The organism is Xanthomonas fragariae (assembly GCF_900183975.1).
Lineage (GTDB): Bacteria > Pseudomonadota > Gammaproteobacteria > Xanthomonadales > Xanthomonadaceae > Xanthomonas > Xanthomonas fragariae.
This window is the reverse complement of record NZ_LT853882.1, coordinates 824,949-843,163: the sequence shown is the minus strand read 5'-3', so window position 1 is coordinate 843,163 and position 18,215 is coordinate 824,949. Positions and strand designations below refer to the sequence as shown.

Sequence of the window (18,215 nt, the reverse complement as noted above, 5' to 3'; positions counted from 1 at the left end):
CTCACTTAGATGCCTCCACGATCTCGAAATCGGCCTTGAGGTCCATCATTCCCCAGAACAACATGCCTCTGGCGACATCAAGAACGATGGAGTCATACCGTCTATCCAATGGCTTCAATTCGGTCAGCGGGTCGCCACTGGACACGCCAAGCGACACCAGATAGTTCGCTTCATTCAGGTCTAGCGGCATGGTGAACTTGCAGACGATCACTTCGCCAGCCCTGACTGACATGCCTACCCTGCCCTCGCTGGACAGGAAAGAGTTGGTCCCATACAAAAACAATCCTTCGATCGTCTTTACGAGAAAGCCTGGAACAACATTGTCGAAATCTTGATCAAACGCGATCTTCACATAAAACGCCGTCCTTGAGCCGCTTTCCAAACGTGGTGGGAACTCCTGCCCCTCGCTGACAACCACGTAATCGAGGATCCTCGCCCCGCCGTGTCCCCAACGGTGCTCGTTTACGTTGTAGTACGGCCGGGTGTGAAAGACATCCTCGCTACCGTCGGCCATGGCTCGCGTCGCGTCATTGGTATCGGCTTGGAGTGAAGCAGGCTTCTGGCCGAACAGCTCGTCCAGATAGAGGTTGGATACATCGCGAGAGGGCCCGTCGGCATAAACTCGACCCTCCTTGATTAAAATCGCGCGATCGCAATGCTTGACGATATCCCCAGCCGAATGGCTAACGAGGATAAGCGTCGTGCCCTCATCCTTAAATGACTGGATGCGTTTGAAACACTTGGCCTGGAAATAAGCATCACCTACCGACAATGCCTCGTCGACAATCAGAATGTCGGGGCGAAAAGCAGTAGCGACCGCAAAAGCGACACGCACCTGCATACCGCTGGAATACGTCCGCACCGGTTCGTCAAAGTACTCTCCGATTTCAGCGAAATCCTGGATCTGCGGCAGTACTGCATCGATCTGATCGCGCGCGTATCCCATCAGACCCGCGGAGTGGCGTGCATTTTCCCGGCCACTGAGCTCAGGATTGAACCCCATACCGAGTTCCAGGATCGCGGCAATACGCCCGCGACGAACGATTCGTCCTTCGGTAGGTTGGGAAGTTCCCGTGATCAACTTGAGCAGCGTACTCTTGCCAGCACCATTGCGCCCCATAATCCCGATCGACTCGCCAGGAGCAATCGAAAACCCGACATTTCTCAGAACCCAATGCTCCTCCCGTGGCTTGACCTGCACACCGAACCAACTGGCGGCACGCAGCCATTCGCTCCCCCAGACACGGTAGGATTTTCCCAGTCCTTCGACTATCAGCATTGCGCTCATAGTGCATCCACCATTTCTGCGCTTGCACGGCGGAAAACGACCAGCGACATAGCACCTAGCACGACCGTCGCCACCATCAAAGGCACAAGATCAATCCACTCAGGAGAACGCCCGTAGAGCAGAACCCCCTGATACGCGCTGACAAGCGGAAACAATGGGTTGAGCTTGAATAGCTCCTGCGTCTGCTTTGGGAGGATATCGATGGTATAGACGACAGGAGTCAACCAGAACAGAGCCTGCAGAACGACTGGCACAACCTGCCCGATGTCGCGTACGAAAACATTGAAGACCCCCAGCAGCAGACCTATCGACATGGCGAATGCAAGCGTCAGAAGCATCAATAACGGCAGCCAGCTTGCCACCGGGCCCAAGGTGTGACCCAACACGGCGAAGACGATGAAGATTGCCAAGAACAGCAGAAGGTTGTTTACCAGAACGGTGCCACCGGCAATGAGCGGAAGACAGATGCGCGGGAAAGCCTGCTTCTTCATGAGATTGCCGTTATCCACGAACAACGAGGCGCATTTCCCGATGCATTCGGCAAACAGAGTCCAGCAAAGTGTTCCGGCCATCAGGTACAGTGCGTAAGCAAACTTGTTATTGACACCGGGCAGCTTCGCCGCCAAAACCTCAGAGAGGATCGTCGCAAAGATAAGTACCTGCATGAGCGGATGGATGATCATCCACAATGCGCCCAGCTTGCTCCGTACAAAACGGAGACGCAGGTCGTTCCTGATTGATGACAGGATGAAGTAACGGAAGGTCCATACGGACCGGATCATGTCCAACGTTGCTACCTCTGAAATTATTTACTATTTTGTTGAGCGGTTGTACGCCAATCGCTGCGTGCCTGGACGAGGCCACGACGTCGCCTGTGCGGTCAGTTCATCGCCTCGGTTACTTCCGCAACCCTCGCCAACAGGCGCCGCGCCGCGCCGCTCGGTGAAAGTTGCAAGCAGATGTTGTCCCTTGCCACCACGCCGAGCGCCCGCGCGCGCTCAGGATCATTTGCAAGCAGACGCATTGCATCAGCCGCACTGGCAACTCGCGGCTCGGCCCAGTAAGCACCATCAGAATCGGGATACCCCCCTGCAACGGGGACCAGATCGTAATCTACAAGACAGCAGTTGCTCTCGGTCATGAATTCCATGTTGCCCGACCATCCGGTCGCGATTACAGGTTTACCCAGCGACATGCACTCGGCCAGCCCTAGTCCGAAGCCCTCAGCACGGTGAAGCGAAACATATACATCGCAGCATCGCTGAAGTGCACGGACATGCATTTTTTCGATCACCTCGTCGCGTAGCAGGATCCGGGAATCCCCCACCACAAGTGTGAGGAGCTCACGCATCTGCTCAGGATACATATGGCCGTTGCTTGACTTCAAAACGAGACCGACGTTCTCACAACCGTTCGGGAACGCTTGTTGAAACGCGTGTACAACGGCTTGGGGATTCTTCCTGTTAACGAACGAATGAAAGTCGAAAGTGAAAAGAAAAATGAAATTGTCCGGATCCAGCCCGAAGTCATGCCTCTGCAGGCCACTATCACGCCGGTCCGACAATGGTAGGGGCAGCCGCATAATCGGCTTATCTGTAATGCGACGAAAGGCGTTTTCGATGAACTGTGAGGCGACCATGATCTCGTCCACGAGCTCGATGGCGCTTAGCCAGCTCCGGGGGATCACTTCAAGTTCCCAGAACCAACAGGCGATCACATAATGCCCTTCCATGCATGCGCGACCGACATGCTCTAACGCGGCCTCCAGGTGGTCAGGATTCACGAAGACGACGGTGACCCGATGCGGCATGCGCTGATCGATAAAGCCATCCATGCTCCGGTCCTGCCAGGAGTGTGGCAGCCCCATATCCAGGTCATACAACGACACCGGAACCCCCGCATTGATGAGCGCACGCGCATACATCCTGGCACTTTCTGCCAACCCGAATTCGCCGCGAATATAACCGAGGATATTTATTCCCACTGAAGCACCTAACGTGGGCGGGACGCTCTCGTTCCCGATCCGCAAAAACACGTCGCCTTCTTTCTTGGCTTGTTCCCAAGCCGCTGTCCGCTGAAAGCGCGTCTGGACTACAGACCTGGCAGACAGAACTGCGGATACGCGATCGCGCAAACTGTGCGGAAACAACCGATAGATACGCTTCAGCCAAGGCTGCTGTCGCACCCATGACTGCAGGTGCAGTACAGCCAACCCGGTCCGCCAGGAAGCAAAGATGCCCTGACGTTGCGGAGAAGCCGTCATGGAGAACGGGACGCCTCAAGCGCACGTTCCAGATCGCCCTGCAAATCCTTAACATCCTCAATTCCAACACTCAGCCTCACCAGCGCATCGCTGATACCAAGCCTTGCGCGACGGTCGACCGGAATGGAGGCATGGGTCATAACGGCGGGATGATTCACCAGGCTTTCCACGCCGCCGAGGGATTCGGCCAGGGTGAAGAGTTCGGTGCGTTCGCAAAAACGCTTCGCCGCATCAAACTCGCCCTTGAGAACGATCGAGACGATACCCCCGAAGCCGGACATCTGGCTCTTCGCAAGTGCGTGCTGCGGGTGCGAAGTGAGGCCGGGGTAGATCACCTGTTCGATTGCGGGGTGGGTTTCCAGCCATTGCGCCAGCGCCAGCGTATTCTCGCAATGCGCGCGCATACGCAGGGGAAGTGTCTTGAGGCCGCGCAGGGCGAGGAAGCTGTCGAACGGGCCTTGGACGCCACCGATCGCGTTCTGCAGGAACGCCAGTTGTTCGGCCAGCTCGGCGTTGTCGCCCACCACTGCAATGCCACCGACCATGTCCGAGTGACCGTTGAGGTACTTGGTGGCCGAGTGCACGACGATGTCGGCGCCCAGGCTGAGCGGGCGCTGCAGCATCGGCGAGGCGAAGGTATTGTCGACCACGATAAGCAGACCGTGCTTGCGCGCAATGGCGGCAATGGCGGCGATGTCGACCAGCTTGAGCATCGGGTTGGTCGGGGTTTCGATCCACACCATCTTGGTGTCGGGGCGAATCGCGGCGTCGAATGCGGCCGGGTCGGTGAGATCGACGAAGCTGAAATCCAGGCCGGCGGTGCGGCGGCGTACGCGCTCGAACAGGCGAACGGTGCCGCCATACAGGTCGTCCATCGCCACCACGTGGCTACCGGCGTCCAGCAATTCCATCACCGTGGAGGTGGCGGCCATGCCGGAAGCGAACGCAAACGCGCGCGTGCCGCCTTCCAGCGTGGCCACGCATCGCTCGTAGGCGAAGCGCGTGGGATTGTGGGTACGCGAATACTCGAACCCCTGATGCTTGCCCGGGCTGGACTGCGTATAGGTGGACGTCGCGTAGATCGGCGGCATCACCGCCCCGGTGCTGGGATCCGGCGACTGCCCTCCGTGGATCGCCAGCGTTGCAAGCGAGAGGTCGCGCTCGGCATCGTGGCTGGTAGTGGTGCGATTGGACATGAAGCTTCCCGGAAAAGGTGGCCGATTGTAACAAGCAGGTCTGAATGTCCGTACCGCGCGTCTCATCCGCGCGAGCAGCGATGCAGGATCACTGCACGCGGCGGCGCAGGTAGTTGAGCAAGTCGATGCGGGTGATCAGACCGAGAAACTGATTGCCGTCCATCACGATGGCAACCTGGCCGCGGTCGAACACCGGCAGCAGCGCTTCGATCGGGGATGCGAGATCCAGACGATCGAGCTTGCTGACCATGGCGGTGGAAATCGGGTCGCGGAAGCGCGCCTCGTCGCCGTACACATGCAGCAGCACATCGCTTTCGTCGACGATGCCGACCAGCTCGCCGTCGTCGATCACCGGCAGTTGCGAGACGTCGTACAGCTTCATGCGCTGGTAGGCGGTGGTCAGCAGATCCTTGGGGCCGACCACCACGGTGTCGCGTTTGTTGTACGGGCGCAGAATTAGATCGCGCAGATCGCCGTACTGCGGGCGCTCCAGGAAGCCGTTGTCCAGCATCCAGTAGTCGTTGTACATCTTGGACAGGTACTTGTTGCCGGTATCGCAGACGAACACAAGCACGCGCTTGGGCGTGGTCTGTTCGCGGCAATACTTCAGCGCGGCAGCCAGCAGGGTGCCGGTGGACGAGCCACCGAGGATGCCCTCCTTGGCCAGCAGCGCGCGCGCGGTGTGGAAGCTCTCGGCGTCGCTGATCGAATACGCCTTCTTGACTCGCGAGAAGTCGGAGATATCCGGCAGGAAATCCTCACCGATACCTTCGACCAGCCAGCTACCGGACTTTTCGCTGACCGTGCCTTCTTCGATGTAATGGGTCAGGATCGAGCCGACCGGGTCGGCCAATACCAATTCGGTGTGCGGCGAAGCGGTGGCGAAAGCGCGCGACAGGCCGGTCATGGTGCCGGAACTACCACAGCCGAACACGATCGCGTCCAGTTGACCGTCCATCTGCGCCAGGATCTCAGGGCCGGTGCCGAATTGGTGCGCGGCCGGGTTGTCCGGGTTGCCGAACTGGTTGATGAAGTAGGCGCCGGGCGTTTCGGATGCAATCTTGGCGGCCAGATCCTGGTAGTACTCTGGGTGACCCTTGGCCACGTCCGAACGGGTCATCACCACTTGGGCGCCCATGGCTTTGAGGTTGAAGATCTTCTCGCGGCTCATTTTGTCCGGCACCACCAGGATCAGCTGGTAGCCCTTCTGCTGCGCGACCAGCGCCAGACCCAGGCCAGTGTTGCCGGCAGTACCTTCGACCAGCGTGGTGCCGGGCTTAAGATCGCCGCGCTGTTCGGCTGCTTCAATCATCGACAGACCGATACGGTCCTTGATCGATCCACCGGGGTTGGCCGCCTCCAGCTTGAGAAACAGCTCGCAGACGCCGGTGTCCAGGTGCTGTGCCTTGACGATCGGCGTGTTGCCGATCAGTTCGAGTACGGAGGAATGGATCGCCATCGGGATGTCGTCACTGCGTCGCACAGGGCTAGGCCGCCCATTATCCGACGAACGGCTAGGGAATGCTCATTCAGACTTGAAGCGATTGCGCCCACCTATGAACGAGCGTACTCAGCAAGTGCTCGAAAAGCCGCACAAAGTAAAGACGCGGACGGTGGCGAGCCGACGAGGAGGCTGCCACCGCCCGCGACGGTGAACTTGTTCTAACGGTGGGGAAAGATCAGTGTGTGAGCTGGTCGTACATCCGGGTGAGCTTTTCTTTGGCCTGCAATTTTTCGCGTTTCATCTGGCCCAAGGTCACGTCATCGATGGGGAGCACCCCAAGTTCGGCATCCATGCATTTCTTGTTCAAAAGCTTGTGGCGTTGGTACAGCTGCTTGAACTCGGGATCGGACTTGACCAACGCGTCGATTTCGGTCTGCGGTTGCCCTTCGAACATGGCGTTACCTCCTGACACTTAAAACAAAAACGCCCCGGCCGCTGGCGGGACGGGGCGCTGCTTCGGGATGGAGGGCTCGGGCGTCACAACAGCCAAAACTACAACGGCATACGCGCGGGCTGAACCACCGGTTTTCTCACCCAATTGCGTGAATGCGTGCGCTTGCGTCACTGGCCCGGCCCTCCGTACGTCCAGGCAACGGTGTACTGCCCAGGAATACGACCCTACGCCGGTCGCGGAGGGGGTTCAAGGCCAGAACGGGTACTTTTGCCGTCCGCTGCGTCAATCAGTGACCGGGGTTCAACCAGGCGTCATGTCCGGGTTAAAATACCTTAACTTCCAAGCACTTGCGTTACGGCGACACAACGACATCGGCAGCGCGCGTCTTGCTGGCGGCGGCCTTGCTACCGATCACCTGTAGACGTGCACTGGCAACGCCAGCGGCGACCAGAGCGTCACGGACCGATTCGGCCCGCTTATTGGCAGTGGCTGCATCGCTGTCGAAGCCGACGATGCTCACCCGACCTTTCTTGACGATGTTCAGATATTCGGCCAGCGCCTTGACCTGCCCTGCCGCATCGCCGGACAGTGCAGCCTTGCCACCGAACGCACCACTGCTCAGCGAAAACACTTCGCCGCGGCTGTCGAACTTGGTGGCCGGCAATTTGGCACCGGAGACCAGTTCGGCTTCTTCGTGCGCCAACTGCATGGCCTTCTGTTGGGCCGTATTGAGTTTGGCAGTCTGCTTGCCGGCCACGCTGGTCAGCGCCAGCTCCGCGTCCTGGCGGGCCAACGTTTCCTGTTCGGCAGCCTGACGCATGCGCTCGGCCTCCTCGGCCTGGATCTGCGCCTGCACGCGCAACCGCTCAGCCTCCTGACGCGCAAGCGCGGCGTCACGGCGGCTGGCTTCAATCAGCAGATCGTTGCGGGTGCCTTCCAGCCGCTCCAGCTCGCGTCGTGCCAGTGCGGTGCGGGCGGTGAGCTCGGCGATTTCGACCCGGCGATCGGCCAGGAACACCAGTTCGTCACGGTCGCGGCGCTTGGCTTCGGCCAGGGCAGCCACGCTCTGTTGCGCCTGCAGCCGCTCGAAGCGTGCCAACTCGTTGGCCTGCGGGTCGTTTTGCAAGGCAGCCAGGCGCCGGTTAAGCGCGTCGGCCTGCGGGTCGTCTTTCGCGGCCATCGCCAGCGGCGGCAGTGCGGCCAAGCTCAATACACCGAGATAGAGAAGTGGATGCAGTTTCATCGGCCACCCTCCCCGGTATTAAGGCTGTTCTGCAGCTGCGCAACTTCTTTGCGGCGCTGTTCCAGCTGGGCGGCGACCACCACTTCTTCGCTGCGTGCCTTGGCCAAATCGGCGTTGGCGGCTGCGCGCAAGGCGATCTGTGGCACCTGCTTGCGCTGGCGCTTGTCCAGTTGCGCCTGCTGGGCCTGCATCAGTTCCTGGCGGGCCAGGTTGACCAGATCAGGGGCATATTGGTCGGCATCGGCCTGGGTGGCGCGTTGCACGGCCTGTTCGGCGGCGGTGAGCTCCGGTGCCACCTGGGCGGCGACAGGAGAAGAAAGAACCATGAAACAGGCGATGCCATACAGGGATCGCCGCAAGTATGCGAAGCTAGCCGTCATTAGGGGAGCCGTAGCGAGAGGTCTCGAGCACGGCCATTGTCGGAAGCCTGCGGCGCACTTGCAACGAGACGCTGCTGTTTGTTGGGGAACCATTGCGCATGGATATCGGCTACTTCCTGAAGCTGATGACCGAAAAGAATGCCTCGGACATGTTCTTGACCACCGGCGCGCCGGTGTACATCAAGATCGAAGGCAAGCTCTACCCGCTCGGCAATACGGGATTGCCACCGGGAATAGTCAGGAAAATCGCATACTCGTTGATGGACGAAGAACAAGTGCGGCGGTTCGAGCACGAGTTGGAATTCAACATGGCCATCGCCCTGCAAGACGCCGGGCGCTTCCGCGTGAACGTGTTCAAACAGCGCGGCGAGGTGGGGATGGTGATCCGCGCCATCCGCAGCAGGATCCCAAGCATCGAAGAACTCAATCTCCCGCAGGTGCTCAAGGACATCATCATGACGCCGCGCGGGCTGGTGCTGGTGGTCGGCTCGACCGGCTCGGGTAAGTCGACCTCGCTGGCTTCGATGATCGACCACCGCAACAGCACCATTACCGGGCACATCCTCACTATCGAGGACCCGATCGAATATTTGCACAAGCACAAGATGTCGATCGTGAATCAGCGCGAGGTAGGTCTGGATACGCATACCTTCCAAAGCGCGCTAAAGAACGCGATGCGTGAAGCGCCGGACGTGATCCTGATCGGCGAAATCCTGGACGCCGAAACCATGGAGGCGGCGATCGCCTTCGCCGAAACCGGCCACCTGTGTCTGGCGACGCTGCACTCCAACAATGCCGACCAGACTATCGAGCGCATCCTCAATTTCTTCCAGGAAAGCGCGCACAAGAATGTGCTGATGAATCTGGCGCTGAATCTGCGCGCCGTCGTCTCTCAGCGGCTGGTCAAGGGCGCGGACGGACGCCGCCGCCCCGCTACCGAAGTGCTGCTCAACACCCCGATGATTCGCGACCTGCTGCGTCGCGGCCAGGTGCACGAGGTCAAACAGGCGATGGAGGAATCTCTGGAAGAAGGCATGCAGACCTTCGACCAATGCCTGTTCCGGATGGTCAAATCTGGCGAAATCGAGCAGGAGGAAGCACTGCGCGCAGCCGACTCGCGCGATGGCCTGGCGCTGAAGTTCCGCCTGTCCGAAGGCGGCTCCGGCGAGCACGACCCGTATGCGGATTACGAAACGGCAGCGGCGCCGAAGATCAGTCACGGGTTTATCTAAGCGAGGTTTGAGCCGGCAGGCGCGTCATTGCCTGCGCGCCTGCCGGATCTGTCTGGCGTATGTAGTTCTGCAAGCGACACCGTGCGCACCTGAGCACGTCCAACGTCGCCGCAGTCACAGCTCTGTGCGAGCTCTACGTAGCAGCGGGCACCGGCTCGGACATCGTCAGGCGGTTTGTGCACGCTGGCGCGCTCCTGCACTCTCGCGTATCACGTGCGCAGTGCCGAGCAGTCCGCCGTCACTGCACGTTCCACTGACTTTAAGAGTGGCTAACAAAACGACTGCGCTCACCGCTAGGCGGACGCGGCCGGTGCTCGGAATCGGCATGTACCACGCGCACACTTCGGTTCCTCCGCGCCGTCCGCACCCACCTGGCGACTGCTCGCTACGTTTTTTTAGCCACTCTTAGTTCGACCAATCAGCTGCTCGGCGGCGCATCCAGCTGTGTTTCTGGTCGCGCCGCATCGAATGCCGGCAATGCCAGGCATGCCTGTTCGATGCGTTGCAGAGTGGGATACGGCGTCAGGGCGACCTCAAAACGGTGCGCGTTGTAGAGCTGCGGGATCAGCACGCAATCGGCCAGGCCCGGCGTGTCGCCATGGCAGAAGCTGCCTGTGTGCGGATCGGTAGTCAACTGCGCTTCCAGCGCCGCAAAACCGCGCTGCATCCAGTGACGCGTCCACTCCTGGCGTTGCGCAGCATCCAATTGCCATTCATGCTCAAAGAACTGGGTGATGCGCAGGTTGTTGAGCGGATGCACATCGCAGGCGATGACCTGCGCCAATGCGCGCACGCGGGCGCGTTCGGCCGGCGCTGCTGGGAGCAGATGTGTAGTGTCGGGAAACGCTTCTTCCAGATACTCCAGGATCGCCAGCGACTGCGGAATCACCACCGCACCATGCCGCAATGTAGGCACCAGTTCCTGCGGATTGAGCTGCGCATACGCCGATGCGTGCTGCTCGCCACCAGCGCGCGCCAGATGCACCGGATGCGTCACGTGGGCCAGCCACTTCAACTGCAGGCCGATGCGCACACGATAGGCGGCGCTGGAACGCCAGTACGAAAACAGTTCCAGGTGCGCGCTCATGCGCGGCCTTGTAGGTTAGTTTTCGCCAACGCTACCGAATAGCTCATGGCAGCGGCTGGCGTTCGACGCGTTGTTCGATCGCACCGAAGATGCTGGCGCCGTAGGCATCTAACATTTCGATCCGTACCACGTCGCCGAAGGACATAAACGGCGTGCTTGGCGTGCCCTCGCGCAGGGCTTCCACCACGCGCTGTTCGGCAAAACACGAGGCACCCAACGTGGTGTCCTGATTGGCGATGGTGCCGGAGCCGACGATCGTTCCAGCCGACAACGGCCGCGTCCTGGCGGCATGGGCAATCAGCTGGGCGAAGTCGAACTGCATGTCCTGCCCCGCTTCGGGCGCGCCGAACCAGACGCCGTTGACGTGTGTGACCAGCGGCAAATGCACCTTGTTGTCGCGCCAGGCATCGGCCAATTCGTCGGGGGTGACGCATACCGGCGACAACGCAGAGCGCGGCTTGGATTGCACAAAACCAAAGCCCTTGGCGAGCTCGGCCGGAATCAGATTGCGCAGCGAGACGTCGTTGACCAGGCCGACCAACTGGATATGCGCGGCCGCCTGCTCGGGCGAGGCGCCCATCGGCACGTCGTCGGTGATCACTACCAGTTCGGCTTCCAGATCGATGCCGTGGTCTTCGCTGATCACCTTGATCGCATCGCGCGGGCCGTAGAACCCGGCGCTGGTGGCCTGGTACATCAGCGGGTCGGTGTAGAAGCTTTCCGGCACTTCGGCATTGCGCGCGCGACGCACCCGTTCCACATGCGGCAGGTAGGCGCTGCCGTCGACGAACTCATAGGCACGCGGCAACGGCGCGGCCAACGCCTGCATATCCAAATCGAACACGCCATCGGCACTGCCATCGTTGAGCGAGGCGGACAGGGCATTCAATCGCGGCGCGAAGTTGCTCCAATCTTCTAGCGCGCGCTGCAGCGTGGGCACGATGCCGGTGGCGCGGACTGCCGTACGCAGATCGCGCGCGACCACGATCAGGCTGCCATCGCGGCCGCCTTCCTTCAGGGAACCTAGCTTCATGACCATCCTGTGCTGTGGCTGATCGGCCGATTGTACGGCCTGCCACACCAGTGGTTGCATCTGAAATAACTGACCCGGAGCCCAACCGCAGTCCTGGCCTTTTGTGCAGCGCGCCAAACGCGCGTATGCTTACCGGGTCTGCATGCGGCCGTCCGTTTCCCTTAGGGACAGCCGGCGAGACTAGGATCGATTGATCCGCTCGCCCGCCCCACCCGACGCCTTTCGTGGTGCCGACAAACCCATCGCTCGTTTCTTGGGTCGATCCACCATCTCGCAGCGCGGTTCACGGGAACGCTCCGAGCCTCACCTTTTTGCATCTGCAATGCGTCTGCGCTCCGGGCCTGTCCTGGCAGCGACGCTTTCCTTGGAGCTTCCTGATGTCTTTTGAATCCCTGGGCCTTGCGCCCTTCCTGCTGCGCGCGTTGGCCGAGCAGGGCTACGAAACCCCCACTGCAATCCAGCAGCAAGCGATTCCGCTGGTGTTGGCAGGTCATGACCTGTTGGCCGGCGCGCAGACCGGTACCGGCAAAACCGCCGCGTTCGGCCTGCCGCTGCTGCAGCATCTGGGCACCTCGCCGCAGCCGGTCAACGCCCCGCGCAAGCCCCGCGCGCTTATCCTGACCCCCACCCGCGAGCTGGCCACCCAGGTACATGACAGCCTGCGCGGCTACAGCAAATACCTGCGTATCCCGAGCGCGGTGATCTACGGCGGCGTGGGCATGGGCAACCAGCTCGACGCGCTGCGTCGTGGCGTGGACCTGCTGATCGCCTGTCCGGGCCGCCTCATCGACCATATCGAGCGTCGCAGCGTGGACCTGTCCGGCATCGAAGTGCTGATCCTGGACGAAGCCGATCGCATGCTCGACATGGGCTTTTTGCCGTCGATCAAGCGCATCCTGACCAAGCTGCCGCGCCAGGACCGTCAGACCCTGCTGTTCTCGGCCACGTTCGAAGAGAACATTAAGCAGCTGGCGCTGGAGTTCATGCGCAACCCGATGCAGATCCAGGTCACACCTAGCAACACCGTGGCCGAGAGCATTACCCACCGCGTGCACCCGGTCGACGGCGCGCGCAAGCGCGATCTGCTGCTGCACCTGTTGGCGCAGGACAGCCGCGAGCAGACCCTGGTGTTTGCGCGTACCAAGCATGGCAGCGACAAGCTGGCGCTGTTCCTGGAGAAGTCCGGCATCAAGACCGCAGCGATCCACGGCAACAAAAGTCAAGGTCAGCGCATGCGTGCCTTGAGCGACTTCAAGGCCGGCCGCGTGACTGTGCTGGTGGCCACCGATATCGCTGCGCGCGGTATCGATATCGACCAGCTGCCAAAGGTCATCAACTATGACCTGCCGATGGTGGCTGAGGATTATGTGCACCGCATCGGCCGCACCGGCCGTAACGGCTCGACCGGCGAAGCGATCTCGCTGGTGGCGCAGGACGAAGCCAAGCTGCTGCGTCAGATCGTGCGCATGCTGGGCCGCGATGTCGAAATTCGCGACGTACCGGGCTACGAGCCGCAGACCCCGATCCGTTGGGGCAACAGTGCGCCGGGCCGTGCCGAACAGCCGGGTGGCGAGCGCGCTCCGCGCAAGAGCCACGCCCGTCGTCCGCATGGCGATGCACCGCGTTATGCGCATGCACATGCCGGCCCGAAGAAGCCGGGTGGTCAGCGCAGCAGCGGGCCGCGTCAGGCCGGTGTTGCCGCCGGTGCGGGTGCAGGCCGTCGCGATGGTGGGCGTGGCGGCAGTGGCCGGCCGGCCAGCTGCGGCGTCTGACCTCAGGCGGTTGACGACAAGGGCCGCGATGCGGCCCTTGTCGTGTACGTCCATCGGCGCCCTGGCCACGTCCTGGGCGCCTTCTTTAATCTCGTTCGATGTTTGCCCATCACGCCATGGATATCTTCAAAGTCTTTACGCTCGAAGCCGCGCACCGGCTTCCCAATGTGCCACCGGACCATAAGTGCGCCCGGCTACATGGGCACTCGTTCCGGGTCGAGCTGCACGTCAGCGGCGAACCGGGCGCCGAGACCGGCTGGATCATGGACTTCGGCGACATCAAGGCCGCGTTTCGGCCAATCTACGACCGCCTGGATCACCATTACCTCAACGATATCGAGGGGCTGGAAAACCCGACCAGCGAGCGTCTGGCGATCTGGATCTGGCAGCAGCTCAAGCCGGCGCTGCCGAGCCTGAGCGAGATCGTGGTGCATGAGACCTGCACATCCGGCTGCCGTTATCGCGGCTGATCGACTGGCGCACTCGTGTGATGCCAAGCCGCCTTTGGGGCGGCTTTGTTATTTCCGACGTTAAGTAACCTTTTGACTTGCAAAAGCGCTTGAACAAAGGCGCTTGAAGCCGTTTAGGAAATTTTCAGCAAACGTGTTGCATCGCAACACTATTAGCGTATGCTGCAACGCAACAACGGTCACAGCCTTCCCTAAGGGATTCGCAATGTCGGCGCAGTTCGAAAATGGCTTCAGCAGCTTTGCTTCCGCAGCTTTGCTTCCGCAGCGGCACGTGCCAACCAATTGGCGATGGAGCATGCGAAAAGCGCGTTTGGCCTGCAGTTGAAGACGCTCGAACGCAATGTCAGCGCGACCACCAGTTTTTTCGGTGAGGTTGCGCAGGCACACGGCTTGGACGCCTACAAGACACTCTGGCCGAAGAGACTGCAACTGGCCCACGACAATCTGGAACGTCTGGCCTCGGCCAATCAGGAAGTAGTCGGCCTGGGCTTGAAGGCATCGGACGCACTCGGCCAGCTGGCCAAGCGGCAGTTCGACGCCAAGAGCGAGCAATCCAGTACCGGTAAGACCAGGCGCAAGTAACGGCCAACACAATTCAGCGTCTTTGCATGGGTCCCTCCCCCCGTGCAATCCGGCCCGACAGATCCCTCCCTCTGTCGGGCTTTTTTATTGTCTGCTGTTTGGCCTGCCTGGCTGGCCAAATCTTTGTCAGCGCGACAGGGAGGCGCGTTTGCAGTGGTCGATCGAAGGACCGCGCACCTGTCACAGGTGGCATGCGCGTGGTGCTCTATGCGTGACAGTGCGATCCGGCTACCGACCACTCTCTAGGTGGCGACGCCATTACCGACCAGCGCTTCTGCTCAGATCGGCAATTGCAGCCCCTGCGCCTGGATCGCTGCATCGGCACCCGGCCGCCAAGGAATCCGGCCCCAGCACGGCATCGCCAGACGCTGGCGCAGCATGCCGATGTTCTCATCGACGCGCTCCATGTGCGGATCGACCTCATTGGCGATCCAGCCGATGCATTCCAGCCCATCGGCGGCGATCGCCGCGGCGGTCAGGCGCGCATGGTTGATACAACCCAGCCGTATGCCGACCACCAGCACCACCGGAAGCTGCAGCGCGCGAACCAGGTCGGCTTGGTCCAGATCGGCGCTCAGTGGCGCGGCCCAGCCGCCGACGCCTTCAACTACCACCACCTCGGCCTGTGCGCGCAATTGCGCGAAGGCGCCGGTGATCGGCTTGAGCGACAGGGTCACGCCGACATCGGCCGCGGCCAACTCCGGCGCCAGCGGTGCCGGCAAGGCATAGGGATTGAGGGTGGCATAGTCCGGCTGCGGGTCGCTGGCGGCCTGCAGGGCCAACGCGTCTTCGTTGCGCCAGCCGTGCGGGGTGTGCTCGCAGCCGCTGGCGACCGGTTTCATGCCCACGGCCGTGTGCCCGCGCGCGCGCAATGCGTGCAGCAATGCGGTGCTGCCCATGGTCTTGCCGATGCCGGTATCGGTGCCGGTAACATACAACGCTGGAAGCTGCATGCGTTCGTTCCTGCGGCCGCGCCGCTATTGCCTTGAGGGCGCGCAGCATAGCGTGCACATCCGAACGCTTGGCTGAGCACGGCTGACAAATGCATTGGCCGAGCGCGAGCCGCTGTGCACAGTACGCGAAACCGAAGTGTGAAATTGGCATGCTCCCTGCCGAGCGTCCCCATTCTTGCCCGTCCGCACTTGATTTCGTATTTCCCGCTACCTGCGGTTGGCTGCTTGCGGTATCGACCGTATTCTCGACCTGCTACGGCAATGGGTAGCGCCGGTGCAACGCTGCGGACGGCCACTGCTAAACTTTACCGATGTTCACAACCTCCTCGCTGACCGGCAGCAAGCCGGAATACTATGCCCAGCTCATCGCCCAGGCCCAGGCACTGGTCTACGGCGAGCCGAATCTCGTCGCCAATGCCGCCAATCTGGCCGCGCTGATCTTCCATTCGTTGCCGTCGCTCAACTGGGCCGGCTTCTATTTCTACGATGGCCTCGAACTGGTGGTGGGGCCGTTCCAGGGCTTGCCGGCGTGCGTGCGCATTCCGTTGGACAACGGCGTATGCGGCGCGGCCGCCAGCACCCGGCAGAGCCAGTGCATTGCCGATGTGGATGCGTTCCCCGGGCACATCGCCTGCGATTCGGCATCGCGCTCGGAGCTGGTGATTCCGCTGGTCAAGGGCGATGCGCTGATCGGTGTACTGGATCTGGACAGCCCTGAGCTGGGCCGCTTCGACGCGGACGACCAGCGCGGCCTGGAGGCGATTGCACAGGTCTTTGTGGACGCCTTAGCGTGACCACCGAGCGGATGCGCAATATCGGCCCCAAGAGCGCGGCATGGCTGCGCCAGGTTGGGCTGCGCACGCAGCAGGATTTGCAGGCGGTAGGTGCGGTGGACGCCTTCGTCAAAGTGCGCCGTGCCGGCTTCAAGCCCAGCCTCAATCTGCTGTACTCACTGGAAGGCGCGTTGGCCGATTGCCATTGGCAGAAAGTGCCGGAAGCCCGACGCCATGCATTACTCGCCGAATACGAAGCAGCCAATGCGCTGTTGCCGGTGCGCAGCCGCGCAATCGGTGGGTCGGTGGAAACCGTGCATTTCGCGCGTGCCGACAACGACGATGCGCATAGCGACATGATCGATACGGCCGATGACGATGCGACACCCGGCGAGACGCGCGATGATTAAGAATATATCCGTAAATAGGTAACCTATCGATTCGAGCCGCATGGTGGGCGGTGCTGGATCGAGATCATGGCCAAACGTGTAGCGTCCTGGGTGGTAACCGATGAGTTCTGGCAGCGGGTGGAACCGCTGATTCCTGCGCGTCCAGTGGCTGACAGGGTCTTGATACGCCCCGGTTTCTATAGACACTCTGAAGCCTCATTTTGATTGCTGCTTTTCGAACTCTACCGGAGACAGACCGTTGTTGTATCCGTGCTGACGTCTGGTGTTGTAGAAAATCTCGATGTAATTGAAGACGTCGGACTTGGCTTCATCGCCAGTCACGTAAATCCTGCGTTTGATGCGCTCGAGTTTGAGGAGTTGGAACAAGCTCGCGGCGACTGCGTTTCACCCAAGTCGCACAGATCAAGGGTGATCTTCCGGTAACCGTATACCCCGCCGCTTTCCAGCCAGGACTGCTTGATCAGGCCCAGGACACGCGCGTCATCGTTGGCCCGTGTCGACACCCACGCGCTCCGCCAGGAGTAATACCCGCTGGAGTGCAGGCCAAACACCTTACACATGCTTCGAAGGCCGAATTCCCGCTCATGGTCGAGCATAAACGCGTACCTCACCCGGACAGCTTGGCAAAGTACGCTGCGGCCTTTTTCAGGATGTCTCGCTCTTCGGTGACCCGCCGCAACTCCGACTTGACCCGTCGCAGTTCGGACGCCTGATCGATTGCCGCCGGATGCGTGGGTGATGGAGTCGTGTCATGCTTCCGCCAAGCATAGCTTCCACTAGAGCGTGTTATGAACTTTGCCCTTGTCACGCTAACGTATACGGATGAAGCCTCGTAAGCCTTATTCCACCGATATTTCCGACGAAGAATGGGCCTTTGCGGCTCCCTATTTGACGCTGATGGACGTGCAGGCACCGCAGCGCAAGTATGAGCTACGCGCGATGTTCAACGCACTGCGGTGGATCGCGCGCGCCGGCGCACCATGGCGATTGCTTCCCAACGATTTTCCGCCCTGGGAAGCGGTGTATCAGCAAACACAGCGCTGGCTGCAAGCGGGCTGCTTTGAGGCCATGGTCAGTGATCTGCGCTCACTCTTGCGTGTGGCGCAAGGGAAAAAAGGCCAGCCGAGCGCGGTCATTTTCGATGCTCGCACGCTGCAGTCCACCTGCGAAAGCGGGCCGCGTGCTGGATACGATGGCTATAAACGCAAGAAAGGCAGCAAGGTACACATGGCCGTCGATACGCTTGGACATCTGCTCGCTGTCCAGGTGACGCCGGCTAATGAGCAGGAGCGCGCGCAAGTCCGATCGTTGGCACAAGAGGTACAACACGTGACCGGTGAAACGGTCAAGATCGCCTTTGTTGATCAGGGCTACACCGGTCAAGAACCGGCGCAGGCGGCCACGGAAGAAGGCATTGAGTTGCAAGTGATCAAGCTGCAAGAAGCGAAAAAAGGCTTTGTCTTGCTGCCGCGCCGTTGGGTTGTCGAGCGCAGCTTCGGATGGGCCAATCGTTTCAGACGGCTGGCACGCGACTACGAGCGATTGCCGGAAACCTTGGCCGGTTTGCACTTCGTCGTCTTCACGATCCTGATGCTTGGAAATGCAGCCACCCTCTTTCAAAGTTCATAACACGCT

General features: G+C 60.8%; 17 protein-coding genes, 1 other RNA gene and 2 pseudogenes. 8 read left to right on the top strand and 12 right to left on the bottom strand.

Going from position 1 to position 18,215, the window contains the following annotated elements:
* Position 1: 1 nt before the first annotated feature.
* The 8 genes from PD885_RS03885 to PD885_RS03850 form a co-directional block, all read right to left on the bottom strand.
* Complete coding sequence (locus PD885_RS03885; RefSeq protein WP_002814027.1) at positions 2–1,288, bottom strand: ABC transporter ATP-binding protein; 1,287 nt, start codon at positions 1,286–1,288, stop codon at positions 2–4.
* Positions 1,285–2,070 (bottom strand): ABC transporter permease, encoded by a 786-nt coding sequence (locus tag PD885_RS03880; protein WP_002814028.1) that lies wholly within the window; start codon positions 2,068–2,070, stop codon positions 1,285–1,287. The genes PD885_RS03885 and PD885_RS03880 overlap by 4 nt, the downstream gene beginning before the upstream one ends.
* Before the next feature lie 98 nt (positions 2,071–2,168).
* Positions 2,169–3,551: a glycosyltransferase family 4 protein gene (locus PD885_RS03875; protein ID WP_002814029.1), complete on the bottom strand. Its 1,383-nt coding sequence runs from the start codon at positions 3,549–3,551 to the stop codon at positions 2,169–2,171.
* Positions 3,548–4,747 (bottom strand): cystathionine gamma-synthase, encoded by a 1,200-nt coding sequence (locus PD885_RS03870; protein WP_002814030.1) that lies wholly within the window; start codon positions 4,745–4,747, stop codon positions 3,548–3,550. The genes PD885_RS03875 and PD885_RS03870 overlap by 4 nt, the downstream gene beginning before the upstream one ends.
* 88 nt (positions 4,748–4,835) lie before the next feature.
* Positions 4,836–6,206, bottom strand: a complete 1,371-nt coding sequence (locus PD885_RS03865; protein WP_002814032.1) for a pyridoxal-phosphate dependent enzyme — start codon at positions 6,204–6,206, stop codon at positions 4,836–4,838.
* Positions 6,207–6,426: 220 nt separating this feature from the next.
* A complete protein-coding gene (locus PD885_RS03860; protein WP_002814034.1) occupies positions 6,427–6,645 on the bottom strand; it encodes an HP1242/YdcH family protein in 219 nt (72 codons plus the stop codon).
* A gap of 352 nt (positions 6,646–6,997) precedes the next feature.
* A complete protein-coding gene (locus PD885_RS03855) occupies positions 6,998–7,888 on the bottom strand; it encodes an OmpA family protein (RefSeq protein ID WP_002814035.1) in 891 nt (296 codons plus the stop codon).
* Positions 7,885–8,268 carry a DUF4398 domain-containing protein gene (locus tag PD885_RS03850; RefSeq protein ID WP_002814036.1) on the bottom strand — a complete coding sequence of 128 codons (384 nt, stop codon included), beginning with the start codon at positions 8,266–8,268 and terminating at the stop codon, positions 7,885–7,887. The genes PD885_RS03855 and PD885_RS03850 overlap by 4 nt, the downstream gene beginning before the upstream one ends.
* 98 nt (positions 8,269–8,366) lie before the next feature.
* On the opposite strand from PD885_RS03850, the gene PD885_RS03845 reads away from it, so the two are divergent.
* Both PD885_RS03845 and PD885_RS03840 read left to right on the top strand, forming a co-directional pair.
* A complete protein-coding gene (locus tag PD885_RS03845) occupies positions 8,367–9,500 on the top strand; it encodes a PilT/PilU family type 4a pilus ATPase (RefSeq protein WP_002814037.1) in 1,134 nt (377 codons plus the stop codon).
* Positions 9,501–9,825: 325 nt separating this feature from the next.
* Positions 9,826–9,901: non-coding RNA, sX9 sRNA (locus PD885_RS03840), on the top strand.
* 17 nt (positions 9,902–9,918) lie between these two features.
* Here the strand turns inward: PD885_RS03840 and maiA are convergent.
* Positions 9,919–10,587 (bottom strand): maleylacetoacetate isomerase, encoded by a 669-nt coding sequence (maiA, locus tag PD885_RS03835; protein ID WP_002814039.1) that lies wholly within the window; start codon positions 10,585–10,587, stop codon positions 9,919–9,921.
* A gap of 43 nt (positions 10,588–10,630) precedes the next feature.
* On the bottom strand, positions 10,631–11,620 hold the full coding sequence (locus PD885_RS03830; protein WP_002814041.1) for a fumarylacetoacetate hydrolase family protein: 990 nt from the start codon (positions 11,618–11,620) through the stop codon (positions 10,631–10,633).
* A gap of 377 nt (positions 11,621–11,997) precedes the next feature.
* Here PD885_RS03830 and PD885_RS03820 point away from each other — a divergent pair, with 377 nt between their 5' ends.
* The 3 genes and pseudogenes from PD885_RS03820 (at position 11,998) to PD885_RS03810 (ending at position 14,444) form a co-directional block, all read left to right on the top strand.
* Complete coding sequence (locus PD885_RS03820; protein ID WP_002814042.1) at positions 11,998–13,392, top strand: DEAD/DEAH box helicase; 1,395 nt, start codon at positions 11,998–12,000, stop codon at positions 13,390–13,392.
* 116 nt (positions 13,393–13,508) lie between these two features.
* Positions 13,509–13,862, top strand: coding sequence for a 6-carboxytetrahydropterin synthase QueD (queD, locus tag PD885_RS03815; RefSeq protein WP_002814044.1), 354 nt, complete (start codon positions 13,509–13,511; stop codon positions 13,860–13,862).
* Positions 13,863–14,067: 205 nt separating this feature from the next.
* A pseudogene (locus tag PD885_RS03810) lies at positions 14,068–14,444 on the top strand (phasin family protein).
* Between the two features lie 278 nt (positions 14,445–14,722).
* On the opposite strand, the gene bioD reads toward PD885_RS03810, so the two are convergent.
* Positions 14,723–15,397: a dethiobiotin synthase gene (gene bioD, locus PD885_RS03805; RefSeq protein WP_002814046.1), complete on the bottom strand. Its 675-nt coding sequence runs from the start codon at positions 15,395–15,397 to the stop codon at positions 14,723–14,725.
* Positions 15,398–15,708: 311 nt separating this feature from the next.
* On the opposite strand from bioD, the gene PD885_RS03800 reads away from it, so the two are divergent.
* The gene (locus PD885_RS03800) at positions 15,709–16,191 is read left to right on the top strand and encodes a GAF domain-containing protein (RefSeq protein ID WP_088056666.1); all 483 of its coding nucleotides are present in this window, start codon (positions 15,709–15,711) and stop codon (positions 16,189–16,191) included.
* Positions 16,188–16,580: a TfoX/Sxy family protein gene (locus PD885_RS03795; RefSeq protein ID WP_002814048.1), complete on the top strand. Its 393-nt coding sequence runs from the start codon at positions 16,188–16,190 to the stop codon at positions 16,578–16,580. Before PD885_RS03800 ends, PD885_RS03795 begins: the two co-directional genes overlap by 4 nt.
* A gap of 195 nt (positions 16,581–16,775) precedes the next feature.
* Here the strand turns inward: PD885_RS03795 and PD885_RS22645 are convergent.
* Positions 16,776–16,964, bottom strand: a pseudogene (locus PD885_RS22645) (IS3 family transposase); the annotation flags it as partial.
* 438 nt (positions 16,965–17,402) lie between these two features.
* Here PD885_RS22645 and PD885_RS03780 point away from each other — a divergent pair.
* On the top strand, positions 17,403–18,209 hold the full coding sequence (locus tag PD885_RS03780; RefSeq protein ID WP_002802516.1) for an IS5 family transposase: 807 nt from the start codon (positions 17,403–17,405) through the stop codon (positions 18,207–18,209).
* Positions 18,210–18,215: the final 6 nt, after the last annotated feature.

Coding starts and splice junctions, on each gene's coding strand:
- PD885_RS03885 (WP_002814027.1), bottom strand. CDS start 1,288: ATGAGCGCAATGCTGATAGTCGAAGGACTGGGAAAATCCTACCGTGTC.
- PD885_RS03880 (WP_002814028.1), bottom strand. CDS start 2,070: ATGATCCGGTCCGTATGGACCTTCCGTTACTTCATCCTGTCATCAATC.
- PD885_RS03875 (WP_002814029.1), bottom strand. CDS start 3,551: ATGACGGCTTCTCCGCAACGTCAGGGCATCTTTGCTTCCTGGCGGACC.
- PD885_RS03870 (WP_002814030.1), bottom strand. CDS start 4,747: ATGTCCAATCGCACCACTACCAGCCACGATGCCGAGCGCGACCTCTCG.
- PD885_RS03865 (WP_002814032.1), bottom strand. CDS start 6,206: ATGGCGATCCATTCCTCCGTACTCGAACTGATCGGCAACACGCCGATC.
- PD885_RS03860 (WP_002814034.1), bottom strand. CDS start 6,645: ATGTTCGAAGGGCAACCGCAGACCGAAATCGACGCGTTGGTCAAGTCC.
- PD885_RS03855 (WP_002814035.1), bottom strand. CDS start 7,888: ATGAAACTGCATCCACTTCTCTATCTCGGTGTATTGAGCTTGGCCGCA.
- PD885_RS03850 (WP_002814036.1), bottom strand. CDS start 8,268: ATGACGGCTAGCTTCGCATACTTGCGGCGATCCCTGTATGGCATCGCC.
- PD885_RS03845 (WP_002814037.1), top strand. CDS start 8,367: ATGGATATCGGCTACTTCCTGAAGCTGATGACCGAAAAGAATGCCTCG.
- maiA (WP_002814039.1), bottom strand. CDS start 10,587: ATGAGCGCGCACCTGGAACTGTTTTCGTACTGGCGTTCCAGCGCCGCC.
- PD885_RS03830 (WP_002814041.1), bottom strand. CDS start 11,620: ATGAAGCTAGGTTCCCTGAAGGAAGGCGGCCGCGATGGCAGCCTGATC.
- PD885_RS03820 (WP_002814042.1), top strand. CDS start 11,998: ATGTCTTTTGAATCCCTGGGCCTTGCGCCCTTCCTGCTGCGCGCGTTG.
- queD (WP_002814044.1), top strand. CDS start 13,509: ATGGATATCTTCAAAGTCTTTACGCTCGAAGCCGCGCACCGGCTTCCC.
- bioD (WP_002814046.1), bottom strand. CDS start 15,397: ATGCAGCTTCCAGCGTTGTATGTTACCGGCACCGATACCGGCATCGGC.
- PD885_RS03800 (WP_088056666.1), top strand. CDS start 15,709: ATGTTCACAACCTCCTCGCTGACCGGCAGCAAGCCGGAATACTATGCC.
- PD885_RS03780 (WP_002802516.1), top strand. CDS start 17,403: ATGAAGCCTCGTAAGCCTTATTCCACCGATATTTCCGACGAAGAATGG.